Here is a 15,201-nt window from a genome sequence, read left to right as displayed (position 1 = left end):
TGTACGGTGGTCGGCACGGTATCGAACTTCGCGGCCAGTGCACGTTCTATTCATAAGCGAATGCCCCGTGTCGTTTCATGACGGCACGAGGTTCATGATGTATGGTACAGCCCTGGTCAGCGGGTAGAGTCACTGCTCGCATGGCATCACATGGGCCTTTCCGAGGATAGCCTTCGTATGTTGCTGGATCGCATTCCCTTTTTCATAGGCTTGCGCTATACGCGGGCCAAGCGGCGTAATCATTTCATATCGTTCATCTCGATGACCTCCATGCTGGGGCTGACGCTCGGCGTCACCGTGCTGATTCTGGTGCTGTCGGTGATGAACGGCTTCGACAACGAGCTTCGTTCCCGCATTCTGGGTATGGTGCCGCACACCAAGGTGCAGCTGCGCGATAGCAGTGTCGGCATTCGGTCGTGGCAGACGCTGGCCGACCAGCTGCGGGCTATGCCGCATGTGCAGGGGGCGGCGCCGTATGTTGAACAGCAAGGCATGTTCACTGCCTACGGTTATAACCAAGGCGCACAGGTGATCGGTATTGACCCGGCTTATGAGTCGCAGGTGTCGATCATCCGCGATCATATGACAGCAGGCTCGCTGGACACGCTGCAGAAAGGACAGTGGAACGTGGTGTTGGGCGAACTGCTGGCGCGTCAGTTAGGCGTTGGTGTTGGTGATCGCGTCACGCTGCTGGTGCCTGAAGCATCGGTAACGCCAGGGGGGGTTTTCCCTCGCATGCGTGCCTTCACGGTCAGCGGTATCTTTAAAGTTGGGGCGCAGATCGACGGCAACCTCGCCTATGCCAGCCTCGGCGACATGCAGGCGCTGGCGCGTCTTGATGGCCCCCAAGGCATCCGTCTGAAACTGGATGATCTGTTCATTGCTCACGATTTTTCGACGGCGCTGATGCAGAACCCGCAGTACGCGGCCTACTACGCGCTGGACTGGACCTACTCGCAGGGCAACCTGTTCCAAGCCATACAGATGGAAAAACACCTGATTGGTCTGCTGCTGATGGTGATTGTGGCCGTGGCCGCGTTCAATATTGTCTCGACGCTGGTCATGGTGGTCACGGACAAACATGCTGATATCGCGATTCTGCGTACGTTGGGAGCCACACCGGGCACCATCATGCGTATCTTCATCGTGCAGGGACTGACCATCGGTATCGTGGGGATCGTGCTGGGCGTGATCTTCGGCATTGCGCTGGCGTTATCGGTGTCCGATATCGTCGCGTGGATTCAGAACGTGACCGGCGTACAGTTCCTCGATCCGAAGGTGTACTTCATCAGCTATCTGCCGTCGCGCCTTGAATGGTCAGACGTGGGCGTGGTCGTCTGTGTGGCCTTTGCACTGAGTTTCCTGTCGACCCTGTATCCGGCGTGGCGTGCGTCACGCGTTCAACCTGCAGAGGTGCTGCGCTATGAATGATGTGATGCTTGAATGCCGCGCACTGACGCGTATCTACCGTGAAGGGCCGCAGGACATTACCGTACTGGACCAGCTTCAATTGCAGGTGCGGGCGGGGGAGCGTGTCGCCGTGGTGGGCAGCTCCGGTTCCGGTAAAACGACATTGCTCAACCTGTTGGGTGGGCTGGATCACCCGACCTCCGGTGAAGTGGTCGTCGATGGCCAGTCGTTGAGTGGCATGGGCGAAGCGGCCATCGGGACGTTCCGCAACAGCCATATCGGGTTCGTCTACCAGTTCCACCATCTGCTGGCTGAGTTCACCGCCTGTGAGAATGTGGCGATTCCGCTGATGATTCGTGGACAGTCGCGCCGTCAGGCCAACGAACGTGCGTTGGCGCTACTCGATCGCGTCGGCATGGCGCATCGTGGCAGCCACAAGCCCGGTGAGCTGTCGGGGGGGGAGCGTCAGCGTGTCGCAATTGCGCGTGCACTGGTGACCGATCCCAGCCTAGTACTGATGGATGAACCAACCGGGAACCTCGACCAGCAGACCGCGAGCCATGTGCTGGCCCTACTGGACGATATCGCCCGCAGCAGTCGCTGTGCTTTCGTGATCGTGACCCACGACATGACCGTGGCCTGCCATCAGGACCGCGTACTGCGACTGATCGAAGGACAGCTGGTGGAAGAAGCGTAATCAGCGGCAGCTAGGCTGTTTTTGCACACGCGGTACCGAAAAGGAGCCTACATCAGGCTCCTTTGTTGTTTTGGCTAGGTTCGTAATAACAGCGCCGAATAATATTCGCCAAGGCGCTTGCATTAGCCGAGTGAGGGGGCGTCCAATCTTCTGCCTTCTGCCTTCTGCCTTCTGCCTTCTGCCTTCTGCCTTCTGCCTTCTGCCTTCTGCCTTCTGCCTTCTGCCTTCTGCCTTCTGCCTTCTGCCTTCTGCCTTCTGCCTTCTGCCTTCTGCCTTCTGCCTTCTGCCTTCTGCCTTCTGCCTTCTGCCTTCTGCCTTCTGCCTTCTGCCTTCTGCCTTCTGCCTTCTGCCTTCTGCCTTCTGCCTTCTGCCTTCTGCCTTCTGCCTTCTAGCCTTGCTGCGCTTTTTATCGCGGTCGCGAGCCGAGTCACCTCAACTGGGGGGCACGTCATCCGATGCCCTATGGGAAGGGGGATAAAGGAATGGAGCCATGAGGTGTCACTTGTTGTTGTGCTGTGTACGGGTGGTGCTAAGAACAGTGCGGCCGATGTGTCGTCATGTGCCGTTGATGCCAGTGACCTGTGCGGCGGCCTGCTGTCTGTGGGTGGCGTTACTGGGGCCTAAGTGGCTGTGGTGGGTGGCATGGGTAATCATCGTGTTGAACGGTGGTGGCTGGCTGTGGCGACGTAGCGTGCTGGGCTGCCTGACGACGCTGTGCTGCGTGATCGTTATGCTGAACGGGCATCATGCACGGCAGTCGGTGTTGGCAGAAGTGCTCCTGAATCAGCCATTGCGTGTTGAAGGGAAGGTGCTGGCGTTGCACGACCGTGGGGGATTAAGAAGTGCTCTGTTCAGTGTTGAACAGTGTCATCCGCTGGCCGTAGCAGGAGACTGTACGCGGTTGGATCGCCTCCAGCTGTCGTTGCCTTCAACGGTGATCGTGGCTGAAGGTGAGCGATGGCGGCTTGCCGTGCGCCTTAGACCTCCGCATGGGCTGGCTAATCCGGGGCAGTGGGACACGGTATGGCGAGTACGGCGCCAAGGAATCGGGGGTATCGGCCGTGTGCTAGCTCATCCTGCACCTCAGCGTTTGTCGGAAGCCGGATGGCAGCCGGCGGCGTGGCTGCGCCGGCAGATCGAAACCAGCGGCGTTTCCGCATCGGCGCAGCGGTGGCTGAAAGGCATGATCGTGGGCGATGGCAGTGCATTTGATGACGCGGACTGGCAGCTGTTCAACGATACGGGAACAACGCACCTTGTAGTGGTGTCCGGCTCGCATGTCACGCTTGCCGTTGGCTTCTGGGCGGCACTGGCACGGTGGGGCATGCGGCGTGTATGGCCTACCCGTTATCGACGGGCCACAGCACCTCGTGCAGGGGCGGCTTTGGTGGGGATCGGGTATGCCGTGCTGGCACAAGGTGGAGCGCCTGCCGCGCGCGCCTGCGTTGCGCTTCTGCCGTGGGTACTGGCGTTCACGAGCCGCTGGCGGCCTTCGCGTTGGCAGCTGTGGTGGCTGGCGTTGCTGGCCGTGCTGCTGATTATGCCGTGGTCGTTGCTGATGCCCGGTGTGTGGCTTTCTTTTGGGGCGGTCGCGGGGTTGTACGTCATGCACCCGCACCGGCAGACTGCACCGTCGCTGTGGCGACTGCTTTATTGTCACGGTGCGATCACGCTTTTGATGGAAGGGGCGTTGCTGGTCATGATGGGGCGCTGGGCACCGCTCGCCTTTCCTGCCAATCTGATCGCTATTCCATGGATATCACTGATTTTGATGCCGCTTGGTATGATCGGGGCGCTGTGTGCTTGGCCGTGTCCGTCAGCTGCCCATGGCTGCTGGTGGCTGTTCGATCGCCTGCTGGCGCCGCTGTGCTCACTGCTTAATAGTGCTGCGCAGTATTGCCCTTCGCGGCTTGTTGACCCTGAGGCGGCCACGGCAATTGGAACGGCGATGATGGTGGTCGCGGTGGTGAGCATGCTGCCATGCTGTACGTGGCGCTGGCGTGGCATTCTACTGTTAGGCAGTGTACTGCTGGCGTTTGGGCGAGCGTCGGCGCCATGTCCAAACGAAGGGATGTTCGAGGTGACCGTGCTGGATGTAGGGCAGGGGCAGCTGGTCGAGCTGCGTACGCATCGGCACCGCTATCTGTTCGATACCGGGCCGCAGAGCCGTTCGGGGCGGCGCGCTATTGACGAGGTGTGGCCTGCTAGGCAGGCGTTCGATGGCGTCATCGTCAGCCACGGTGATCTGGATCACTCTGGCGGGATACCTTCGCTACGTCAGTACCACCATGTTGGCCGGTGGCGGGCGCCATGGGCGATGCCGGCACTGACCACTGACGATGCCTTGTTGGGGCATCCTCCTGCACTGACGCTGTGCCGTGCGGGGCAGTCGTGGGTGGTGGATGGCGTGCGCTTTCGCTTTCTGTGGCCGCGCTCGGATCAACCGTTACCTTCCAGCGAAAACGATCGTTCCTGTGTACTGCTGGTCGAAGGACACGTAGGGCGGGCGTTATTCACAGGGGACGCTTCAGCGCAGGTTGAGCAATGGCTATTGAGCGCCTTCGATCAGCCGATAAGCGTGTGGGTTGCGGGCCATCATGGTAGTCACGGCAGCAACTCGCGAGCACTGCTAGTACGTACTCGCCCTGTCGTCATGCTGTACAGCACCGGCTATGCCAACCGCTATCATCACCCAGCGTACCAGACCATTGAGCGTGTGCGTGAGGTGGGCGCGAAGCAGTGGAATACCGCAGAAACAGGTGCGATCACGGTGCGCTTCCTGCCGGAGGGCAATGTCAGTATCGACACACAGCGCAGTCATCAGACTGTCGTGATCCGAAGGCTTTGAGGTAGACTGCCCCTTCACTTTTGAACATGAAAGCGTGTAAGCGCTGGAGAAAGCATTGAGTACACCTTCCAACTGGACACTGTACCGTCGTCTGCTGACCTACGTATACCGGTATCCTACTGGAATTGCTGCCGCGCTGATTGGCTTCGTCGTCTACGGCGCATCCAATGCGGCGCTGGCCCGCATGATGGGCTGGCTGGTCGACAGCATTCATAAAGAATCCCTGCAGACATCCATGAGGTTGATGCTGCCGCTGGCGGTTGTCATCATCTTCGCCGCACGCGGCCTCGGCTCCTTCATGGGAACGTACGGTATGGAGTACGTGTCGCGCAAGCTGGTCAATACGCTGCGTACCGAGGTCTTTGGCAACATGCTGCGCCTGCCCGCGCGCTATTTCGATCGTCATTCGTCCGGCCATCTGGTGTCCCGCGTAACCTATCACGTCGAGCAGGTGACCAGTGCCTCCACCAACTCGTTGAAGACGATCTTGGAAGAGGGCTGTCAGGTACTGGCGCTGTTCGGCAGCATGCTGTGGCTGAACTGGCGGTTGACGATGGTCTTCTTAGTCGTGATGCCGTTTATCGCTTTGATCGTCAATTTCGTCAGCAAGCGTTTCCGTGTGCTGTCGAAGCGCATTCAGCATTCCGTTGGTGAAGTCACTCACGTGGCCAGCGAGGTGCTGAACGGCTATCGCGTGGTGCGCACGCACAATGCCGAGAAGCACGAGTACGATCGTTTCGCGCGCGTCAGTGAATACAACCGCGTGCAGAGCATGAAGCAGACACTGACGAAGGCCATCAGTGCACCGGTCATTCAGACGCTGGTGGCACTGGCAATGGCGTTTCTGTTCTGGCTGGCGCTGTCGCCGACGCTGATGAACGGAATGACGTCGGGTGAGTTCGTGAGTTTTATCACCGCCGCTTCGCTGATGTCCAAGCCGGTCAAGTCGCTGACGGAAGTTAACGGCGATATCCAGAAAGGGCTGACGGCGGCGCAGGAAATCTTTGAAATCATCGACCATGACAAGGAACGGGACAGTGGCACTTACGCACCGGACACCGTCAAGGGCGACGTGCGTTTTGACAACGTTGTATTCCGCTATGAGGCGGAAGATACCACGCTGGCCCCCGCGCTTGATCACATCAACCTGCATGCTCGCCAAGGTGAAATGGTGGCGCTGGTAGGGCATTCTGGTGGCGGCAAGAGCACGCTGGTGAACATGCTGCCGCGTTTCTACGATCCCACCGAAGGGCAGATCCTGCTGGACGGCGTACCGCTGACCGACTATGCGTTGCATTCGCTGCGCCAGCATATTTCGTTGGTGAATCAGAACGTCATTCTGTTCAACTGCTCAGTGCTGGACAACATTGCTTACGGCGATGAAGCCCCCGACCGTGAACGCGCCATTCGGGCCGCCAAAGCGGCCTATGCCGACGGCTTCATCATGCAACTGCCAGAAGGCTATGAAACGCCCATCGGTGATAATGGCCTGCGCTTGTCCGGTGGGCAGCGCCAGCGTCTGGCGATTGCACGTGCCATCTATCGTGACTCGCCGCTGCTGATTCTCGACGAAGCCACATCGGCACTCGATACTGAATCTGAACGTTATATTCAGCGAGCGCTGGAAGAGGTTTGCAAAGGGCGCACGACATTTGTCATCGCACACCGCCTGTCCACGATCGAAAAGGCCGATCGCATTATCGTGATTGAGCAGGGGCGTGTCGTTGAAGAAGGCACGCATGCCGATCTGCTGGCAAAAGGCGGTGCCTATGCTGCCCTTCATCAGGTGCAGTTCTCGGCACAGCAGTCCGCTGAAGAGACGCCTGCCGTATGAGCCTGAGCCAGTGGCTGGAGCGCGCGTGGTATCGGCGCGACGGTGGGGCCCTGTGGGCGCTGCGCCCATTGGAATGCCTGTATCGCCGCATCGTCACCCGTCGATTGCAGCAGCGCCGCTATCGACAGCAGACGCCGGTGCCTACCCTTGTGGTCGGTAACCTGAGCGTGGGCGGCACCGGTAAATCACCGCTGGTGGCCTGGTTGGCGCACTACCTGCGCGAACAGGGCTGGCAACCGGGCATTGTCTCACGTGGCTATGGCGGCAAGGCGGCACACTATCCGCTACGCGTTACGCCAGACAGCTCGCCTGCCGAAGCGGGAGACGAACCGGTGATGCTGGCGCAGCAGAGCGGCGTGCCAGTGGCCGTAGCGCCTGATCGTCCTGCTGCGGTCGACCTGCTGGTCGCGGAAGGCTGTGACCTCATCATCAGCGACGACGGCTTACAGCACTATGCGCTGGCCCGCGACGTCGAACTGGTGGTGGTTGATGGCACGCGAGGTTTCGGTAATCGGCACTGCCTGCCCTGCGGGCCGCTGCGTGAGCCGCTGTCGCGTTTGAGCAGCATTGACGCTGTGATGGTCAACGGTGGTGAGGATGCGCTGGTTCATCTCCAGCAGAGCGGTGACCTAGCATCGGCCCACCGCTTTTCCATGACACTGGCGCCACGCTGTTTGCGCCACCTCCAGACGGGCGAGCGCACAGCGTGTGATGACGCTCGCTTTCAACAGGGGGTGCATGCCGTGGCGGGTATCGGTCACCCCGAGCGATTCTTCACCACGCTGGCGTCGCTGGGCATTGTTGCTGAGCCTCATCCTTTTGCGGATCACCACACGTTCACGGCTGATGATCTGCGCTTTAGCGATGAGCGCCCCATCGTGATGACGGCCAAGGATGCTGTCAAATGTCAGTCCTTCGCGACGGAACAGTGCTGGGCGCTGGACGTTGACGCTGAGCCTTCGGCCGCTTTCGTGCTATTTTTGCAGCAGCGTCTGGCCGAACTGGCCCCTCGATGATCCCTTCCTGCTGACCTTCTCTGGTCGGCCCCGATTTACCCATGAGGAACAGCACAGATGGACAAGGAACTGCTTGCAATGCTGGTCTGCCCAGAATGCCAGGGCACACTGACGTTTGACCGTGAACGCCAGGAACTGGTCTGCCGACAGAGTGGGCTGGCTTATCCGGTACGCGATGGCATTCCTGTGATGCTGGTGGAGGAAGCCCGTCACCTGAGCGTCGAAGAAAAGCTGGGCAAGCCTGCGCCTGTCGATCCCGCGGCAACACTGGCCGCCGCTGAGCAAGAGGAACGCGACGCGTGAGCAGTGAGTTCATGGTAGTGATTCCGGCCCGCTATAACTCGTCGCGTTTGCCGGGCAAGCCGCTGGCCGATATCGCCGGAGCGCCGATGGTCGAGCGCGTCTGGCAGCAGGCCTGCGCATCGAACGCCTCGCGGGTCATCATCGCAACCGACGATGAACGGGTGGAAGCCGCGGCTCGCGGTTTCGGCGCCGAGGTGATCCGCACCTCGCCCGATCATCCCAATGGCACTTCGCGTCTAGCCGAAGTGGTGGCTCAGCTGTCGCTGTCGCCGGACACTTGCATCGTCAATGTGCAGGGCGACGAACCGCTGCTGCCGCCTGCATTGATCAATCAGGTGGCTGAAGCATTGATTGCACGTCCTGCCGTTGCGATTGCGACGCTGGCCGAGCCTATCGACGATATCGAGACACTTGCGCGTGCCAGTGTGGTCAAAGTGGTACGCGACCACCAGGAACAGGCGTTGTATTTTTCGCGTGCTCCGATTGCGTGGCCTCGCGACAGCTTTGCTGCAGACGTGTTCACCCGTCCGCAGGGAGCACTGCCCGCTACGGAAGTGCCGTGGCTGCGGCATATTGGGTTGTACGCTTACCGTGCTTCGTTTTTGACCGACTACGCGGCGCTGTCCGTGTCGCCGCTGGAAATGATTGAACAGCTTGAGCAGCTGCGCGCGCTGTACCACGGCTATGCCATTCATGTAGGGCTGTCACCTGTGGCCTATCCGGCTGGGGTCGATACCCAAGAAGATCTTGAACGAGTGCGTCAGGCTTGGGCAGCTCGTTCCGTTACCGAATAGCTTTTACTGAATAGCCTTGAACGTCTGGAATGCCTTATGAAAACGCATAAAATCGCCGTCCTTTTCGTCTGCCTCGGAAACATCTGCCGCTCACCAACGGCGGAGGGTATCTTTCGACGCAAGGTCAAGGAGGCGGGGCTAGATGACGCGATACTGATCGACTCCTGCGGTACGGGCAGCTGGCACATCGGCAACCCGCCTGACGAACGTGCGATTGCCTACGCCGCAACACAGGGGATTGACCTGTCAGGGTTGCGGGCACGTAAGTTGTCGGGAGCCGATTACAGCCGCTTTGACTATGTCATCGCCATGGACATGCGCAACCTCAAGACCATCAAGGCCCGAGCACCCAAGAACGCGACGGCACGCATTTCGCTGCTGCTCGACTTTGACCCGCATTCACCGACCCGCGAAGTGCCCGACCCCTACTACGGTGGGGAAGAAGGTTTCCGCCGCGTTTATACGCTGGTCAACAAGGCCTGTGATCGGCTGCTGGACGATATCCGCAAACGCTTGGAGGGCGCTGCATGACGCTGATCCGCGCCAATGTCTCGCTGACGGAGCACAATACGCTGGGCTTCGTGTCCAAAGCGGAATGGTTCGCCGCTCCCACCACGGTCGATGAGTGCAAGGCCGTGCTGGCCGAAGCGCAGCAGCGGTCACTCTCCATTACTGTGCTGGGCGGTGGCAGCAACGTCATACTGGCCCCTTTTGTGCCGGGGCTGGTAATCGTGCCGTCGATGACAACTGTGCGCTACGACGAAGGTGCGCAGGATACCGTGCGTGTCTACGCTGAAGCGGGTGTTGATTGGCCTGCATTGGTGGTCGAAACGGCTGAGCATGGGCTGTGGGGTATCGAGAACCTCGCTCTGATTCCGGGGCGTTGTGGCGCGGCACCGGTCCAGAACATCGGTGCCTACGGCGTTGAACTGGCCGACGTCATTGACGCTATCCATGTACTGCATTTCGACGGTACTGAAACCGTGATTCCGGCACGTGAAGCGGCTTTTGGCTATCGTGACAGTATCTTTAAGCATGCATTGGCGGGTCGCTGTTTGATTACGGCGATCGAACTGATCGTACACCGTCAGGCCGAACCTAAGCTCGCGTACGGTGATTTGGCCGCGCGCGTGACGTTGCCGTGCACGCCGGCCGAGGTCGCGGCGGCCGTCAGTGCCGTGCGGCGTGAGAAACTGCCTGACCCACGCAAGCTGGGCAATGCGGGAAGTTTTTTCAAGAATCCCGTGATTGCACGCGCACACGCTGAGCGCCTGTTGGAGCAGCATGCATCAATGCCTCATTTCACGGTTAGCGATACCGAGGTGAAGGTGCCGGCCGCATGGCTGATCGACCAGTGCGGTTTTAAAGGGTGCACGTACGGTACAGTGGGCGTTCACGACCGCCAAGCACTGGTATTGGTCAATCGTGGCGGTGGTGATGCCACCGCTCTGATGGCGCTGGCCGAACGTATCCGGCAACAGGTTGAAGCACGCTTCGGCATTGTGTTGGAACCTGAGCCTCGTCAGATCGGGTGAAGAGCGGGGCGCAATGGCACCCTAACGCGAGCGAGAGCACAGATGAATTAGGTGATGACAGTGCGTGGATGTTTCGCGCTGCACTCCCGTTTCGTGATAATCTTTACCGACAGCATCCTTTTGATGTGAATCTCTATCTTCTCATGGCTTTCTCGTTCGATACCCACCATGCAGCGTGCGCTATCGTGATGAGAAAGCGATGTTTTTTGAATGCGTTGCAACGCACGGAATCACTTTATGACGGCTGAGTCAGGTCCGACTTCTCTGGACTTCATTCGAAACTTCTCCATCATCGCCCACATCGACCACGGTAAATCCACGCTGGCTGACCGTATCATCCAGCTGTGTGGGGGCCTCTCCGATCGTGAGCTCAAGGAGCAGGTGCTTGATTCGATGGATATCGAGCGCGAGCGCGGTATCACGATCAAGGCCCAGTCCGTCACGCTGAACTACACGGCGCAGGACGGTAACACCTATCAGCTCAACTTCATCGACACGCCGGGACACGTCGACTTCTCGTACGAGGTGTCGCGCTCGCTGTATGCCTGTGAAGGGGCGCTTTTGGTGGTGGATGCCGCACAGGGTGTCGAAGCCCAGTCGGTCGCGAACTGCTATACCGCCATCGAGCAAGGGCTTGAAGTCCTGCCTGTACTGAACAAGATGGACCTGCCGCAGGCTGATCCGGCTAAAGTGGGTCAGGAAATCGAAGAGATTATCGGCCTTGATGCGACCGATGCCTGCCAAGTTTCCGCGAAGAGCGGCCTCGGCATGGAAGCGCTGCTTGAACGTTTGGTGCGTGACATTCCCTCGCCCAAGGGCAATCGTGATGCCGACCTGCAAGCGTTGATCATCGACTCTTGGTTCGACAACTATCTGGGCGTCGTCTCTTTGGTGCGCGTGTTCGACGGTACGCTGCGCAAGGGCGACCGCATTATGATGAAATCCACCGGACGCCACTGGGATGTTACGGCGATCGGTATCTTCACGCCGAAGCGCACTGAAACCGACATCCTGCGTGCAGGCGAAGTGGGTTTCGTTGTCGCCGGTATCAAGGATATCCACGGTGCGCCGGTCGGGGATACGATCACGCATGCGAGCACGCCGAGCGTCGAGCGCCTGCCGGGCTTCCAGAAAGTCCAGCCGCAGGTCTATGCGGGGATGTTCCCCCTTGGCTCAGATGACTACGAAGACTTCCGCGATGCGCTGGCGAAGCTGGCACTCAACGATGCCTCGCTTGAGTACGTGCCGGAAAACTCCGATGCACTGGGCTTCGGCTTCCGCGTCGGCTTCCTCGGAACGCTCCACATGGAGATCGTTCAAGAGCGTCTGGAGCGTGAATACAACCTCGACCTGTTGACCACGGCGCCGACCGTGAATTATGAATTGGCGCTCAACAGCGGCGAAATCGAATACATCTCCAACCCTTCGAAGCTGCCCGATATGGCGCGCGTCGATGAAATGCGCGAGCCGATTGTGCGTGCCACTATTCTGGTGCCGCAGGAATATGTCGGTAACGTCATCACTGAATGCGTCAACCGCCGCGGTGTGCAGCTCGACATGCAGGTGCTGGGTCAGCAGATGCAGCTGGTCTACCACATGCCGATGAGCGAAGTGGTAATGGACTTCTTCGACCGCCTGAAGTCGATCAGTAAGGGCTACGCCTCGCTGGACTACAGCTTCGAGCATTTCGAAGCGGCCAAGCTGGTGCGTCTCGACGTGCTGATCAACGGCGAACGCGTCGACGCGTTGGCTATCATCATTCACCGCGACCATGCGCATTCACGCGGCCGTATCCTCGTCGAGAAGATGAAGGAAGTCATTCCGCGTCAGATGTTCGACGTGGCGATTCAGGCGGCTATCGGTGGGCAGGTCGTTGCACGTGCTACCGTTAAAGCGCTGCGCAAAAACGTTACGGCGAAGTGCTACGGTGGTGACGTCTCGCGTAAGAAGAAACTGCTTCAGAAACAGAAGGAAGGTAAGAAGCGCATGAAGCAGGTCGGACGCGTCGAGATTCCACAGGATGCTTTCCTGGCCGTACTCAAGACCAGCGAGTGACAGAGGTCGCTGGCGAGTGCCGCCGATCACGAATGGATGATCTCATACAATGGATTTGACTCTGATACTGGTGCTGGTCCTGCTGCTCTCGGCCATCGTCTGGGGACTGGATCGTTTCGTACTGCGCCGCCGCCGTAAGGCGCGCGGTGAAGACCCGTCTGCACCTCAGCCGTGGTATATCGATCTTCCGCGCTCGCTGTTTCCGGTGCTGTTTGTCGTTGTAGCGATTCGCTCGTTCGTGGTCGAACCGTTCCAGATTCCGTCCGGCTCGATGCTGCCAACGCTGAAGATCGGCGACTTCATTGCCGTCAACAAGTTTGCCTATGGGCTTCGCCTGCCGGTGTTGAACACCAAGATTCTGCCGGTGGGCATGCCGCAGCGCGGCGATGTGATCGTCTTCCGCTATCCGGTCGATCCATCCCAGCACTTCATCAAGCGTGTGGTCGGCGTACCGGGTGATCGTATCCACTACGAGAACCGCACGCTGACCATCAACGGTCAGGAAGTGCCCAAAACGCTGGTAGCCGCACAAGCACCGGATGATCCCTACAACCAGCTGTGGCACGAAACGCTGGGCGGCGTTGAGCACGACCTGTACGTTAACCCGACAGCCCGTTTCCGTGATGGCGAGCTTGAAACCAAGATTCAGGGCCCGTGGGACATCGTCGTGCCGGAAGGCCGCTATTTTGCGATGGGCGACAACCGCGACAACTCTCAGGACAGCCGGTTCTGGGGGTTCGTGCCGGAAGAGAATATCGTGGGGCGCACCTTCGCCGTCTGGATGCACTGGAGCGGCGGCCTGCCTGACTTTTCGGCTGTCCGCGGCGTTCACTAAGTCGACAGTGACCGGTTGAACGCTCGGTAGCGATGGGAATGGCGCTCGCATCACACAAGTGAAGAGATAGGGGCTGTGATGCGTCGCAACATGCGCCATACTGAGTGCATAACGCTAGCAGGCAGCGCCTTGTTTACGACATGCATGTGCAGGAACAGAGGCGATAGCGTCGCCTCGCTCATGCCTCAGCAAAGATGAAAGACTCGTGAGCCAATCTCTGGATAAAGTCAGCCAGCGTCTTGGATACACCTTCAAGACCATTGCCCACCTTGAGCTGGCACTGACACACCGCAGTGTGGGCAGCAAGAATAACGAACGCCTCGAATTTCTCGGGGATTCCATCGTCAACTTCGTCATTGGCGAAGCGCTGTTCCGCAAGTTCCCGAGTGCTCGGGAAGGGCAGCTGTCGCGCCTGCGCGCACGTCTGGTTAAGGGCAAGACCTTGGCCGAGGTCGCGCGTGAGTTCGATTTGGGCGAATATCTGCGCCTAGGTGCCGGTGAAATGAAGAGCGGCGGCCATCGCCGTGAATCGATTCTGGCAGACGCGATGGAAGCCGTGATCGGAGCGATCTACCTTGATGGCGGTATGGATGCCGTTCGTCCCTGCATTCTGCGCTGGTACCAGACACGTCTGGATGGGCTGGATTTGCAGGACACACTGAAAGACCCCAAGACACGTTTGCAGGAAGCACTGCAGGCGCGCCAATGGTCGCTTCCCCAATATGCTGTCGTCAACGTAGACGGGGATGCGCACGATCAGACCTTTACGGTCACCTGCTATATCGATGCGCTGGATCTCACGGCCAAGGGCCGTGGCAGCAGTCGACGCTACGCCGAGCAGCACGCAGCCGAGCAGGCCCTTACCATGCTTGACGCAAAGATCCGGAGCTGAATCACACATGCACGACCATGATGTCTCATCATCGATGAACATGGATAACACACTGCACTGCGGTTTCGTCGCTATCGTCGGCCGCCCGAATGTGGGCAAGTCGACGCTGATGAACCGTATCCTCGGTCAGAAGATTTCGATCACCTCGCGTCGTCCTCAGACCACGCGCCATCAGGTGATGGGGGTCAAGACTGAAGGCGGCGTGCAGGCGGTCTACGTCGACACGCCTGGGATGCATGTAATGAAGAAAGATCGCAATCGCGCGATCAACCAGTTTATGAACCAAGCGGCTACGCAGGCACTGCGTGACGTTGATGCGGTTGTCTTCATCGTTGACCGCATGCGCTGGACGGAAGAGGACGATATCGTGCTCTCCCGCCTTGAGCATGTGAAGGCGCCTGTCATTCTGGCCGTTAACAAAGTCGATTGGGTAGAAGACAAGGCGTCTCTGCTACCGGCATTGGAAGAGCTGGCCAAGAAGCGTGATTTCGCTGCGATTCTGCCGATCTCTGCCCGTCTGGGTACTGGGGTCGAAGCGCTCGAACGACAGATTGCAAGCTTCCTGCCGGAAGGGCCGTTTTACTTCCCCGAAGATCAGATCACTGACCGCAGCCAGCGTTTCATGGCGTCCGAACTGGTCCGCGAGAAGGTCATGCGCCAGCTGGGCGACGAGTTGCCTTACCGTCTGACCGTCGAAATTGAGCGCTTCCAAGAAAAAGTCTCGACGCGTACCGGTGATCCGGTTGTGCACATCGACGCACTGTTGCTGGTCGAACGCGAAGGTCAGAAGAAGATCCTGATCGGTGAACAGGGCAGTCGCCTGAAGCGTATCGGTCAGGAAGCGCGCATCGACATGGAGCGTCTGTTTGATAGCAAGGTCATGCTTCGCCTGTGGGTCAAGGTCAAGCGTGGCTGGTCGGATGACGAACGCGCGCTGAAAAGCTTGGGCTACGATCTCGACTGATCCCTTCTGGCGTGAAGA

General features: G+C 59.1%; 14 protein-coding genes. All 14 read left to right on the top strand.

Annotated elements, in window-relative coordinates; all coding sequences use genetic code 11:
- Window positions 1–180 precede the first annotated feature (180 nt).
- The 14 genes from ZBT109_RS09395 (at window position 181) to era (ending at window position 15,183) form a co-directional block, all read left to right on the top strand.
- Window positions 181–1,431, top strand: a complete 1,251-nt coding sequence (locus tag ZBT109_RS09395) for a lipoprotein-releasing ABC transporter permease subunit (protein WP_027705154.1) — start codon at window positions 181–183, stop codon at window positions 1,429–1,431.
- Window positions 1,424–2,107 (top strand): ABC transporter ATP-binding protein, encoded by a 684-nt coding sequence (locus ZBT109_RS09390; RefSeq protein ID WP_038278224.1) that lies wholly within the window; start codon window positions 1,424–1,426, stop codon window positions 2,105–2,107. The genes ZBT109_RS09395 and ZBT109_RS09390 overlap by 8 nt, the downstream gene beginning before the upstream one ends.
- A 495-nt stretch (window positions 2,108–2,602) precedes the next feature.
- A complete protein-coding gene (locus tag ZBT109_RS14115; RefSeq protein ID WP_267878425.1) occupies window positions 2,603–2,731 on the top strand; it encodes a hypothetical protein in 129 nt (42 codons plus the stop codon).
- Window positions 2,676–4,955, top strand: a complete 2,280-nt coding sequence (locus ZBT109_RS09380; protein WP_027705155.1) for a DNA internalization-related competence protein ComEC/Rec2 — start codon at window positions 2,676–2,678, stop codon at window positions 4,953–4,955. The genes ZBT109_RS14115 and ZBT109_RS09380 overlap by 56 nt, the downstream gene beginning before the upstream one ends.
- Before the next feature lie 55 nt (window positions 4,956–5,010).
- Window positions 5,011–6,789, top strand: coding sequence for a lipid A export permease/ATP-binding protein MsbA (gene msbA / locus ZBT109_RS09375; protein WP_027705156.1), 1,779 nt, complete (start codon window positions 5,011–5,013; stop codon window positions 6,787–6,789).
- Window positions 6,786–7,805 (top strand): tetraacyldisaccharide 4'-kinase, encoded by a 1,020-nt coding sequence (gene lpxK / locus ZBT109_RS09370; RefSeq protein ID WP_027705157.1) that lies wholly within the window; start codon window positions 6,786–6,788, stop codon window positions 7,803–7,805. Before msbA ends, lpxK begins: the two co-directional genes overlap by 4 nt.
- A 57-nt stretch (window positions 7,806–7,862) precedes the next feature.
- Window positions 7,863–8,108, top strand: a complete 246-nt coding sequence (locus ZBT109_RS09365; RefSeq protein WP_051523800.1) for a Trm112 family protein — start codon at window positions 7,863–7,865, stop codon at window positions 8,106–8,108.
- A gap of 11 nt (window positions 8,109–8,119) precedes the next feature.
- On the top strand, window positions 8,120–8,902 hold the full coding sequence (kdsB, locus tag ZBT109_RS09360; protein WP_179949546.1) for a 3-deoxy-manno-octulosonate cytidylyltransferase: 783 nt from the start codon (window positions 8,120–8,122) through the stop codon (window positions 8,900–8,902).
- Window positions 8,903–8,938: 36 nt separating this feature from the next.
- Window positions 8,939–9,433: a low molecular weight protein-tyrosine-phosphatase gene (locus ZBT109_RS09355; RefSeq protein ID WP_038278227.1), complete on the top strand. Its 495-nt coding sequence runs from the start codon at window positions 8,939–8,941 to the stop codon at window positions 9,431–9,433.
- Window positions 9,430–10,437: a UDP-N-acetylmuramate dehydrogenase gene (gene murB / locus ZBT109_RS09350; RefSeq protein ID WP_027705160.1), complete on the top strand. Its 1,008-nt coding sequence runs from the start codon at window positions 9,430–9,432 to the stop codon at window positions 10,435–10,437. The genes ZBT109_RS09355 and murB overlap by 4 nt, the downstream gene beginning before the upstream one ends.
- A gap of 237 nt (window positions 10,438–10,674) precedes the next feature.
- A complete protein-coding gene (gene lepA / locus ZBT109_RS09345; RefSeq protein WP_027705161.1) occupies window positions 10,675–12,492 on the top strand; it encodes a translation elongation factor 4 in 1,818 nt (605 codons plus the stop codon).
- Window positions 12,493–12,541: 49 nt separating this feature from the next.
- Complete coding sequence (lepB, locus tag ZBT109_RS09340; RefSeq protein ID WP_027705162.1) at window positions 12,542–13,327, top strand: signal peptidase I; 786 nt, start codon at window positions 12,542–12,544, stop codon at window positions 13,325–13,327.
- A gap of 205 nt (window positions 13,328–13,532) precedes the next feature.
- Window positions 13,533–14,219 carry a ribonuclease III gene (rnc, locus tag ZBT109_RS09335; protein ID WP_027705163.1) on the top strand — a complete coding sequence of 229 codons (687 nt, stop codon included), beginning with the start codon at window positions 13,533–13,535 and terminating at the stop codon, window positions 14,217–14,219.
- A gap of 7 nt (window positions 14,220–14,226) precedes the next feature.
- Window positions 14,227–15,183, top strand: coding sequence for a GTPase Era (era, locus tag ZBT109_RS09330; RefSeq protein ID WP_232012836.1), 957 nt, complete (start codon window positions 14,227–14,229; stop codon window positions 15,181–15,183).
- Window positions 15,184–15,201: the final 18 nt, after the last annotated feature.

The organism is Zymobacter palmae (genome assembly GCF_003610015.1).
Taxonomy (GTDB): Bacteria; Pseudomonadota; Gammaproteobacteria; order Pseudomonadales; family Halomonadaceae; genus Zymobacter; species Zymobacter palmae.
The sequence above is the reverse complement of the archived record's forward strand: the minus strand, read 5'-3'. Positions and strand labels throughout refer to the sequence as shown.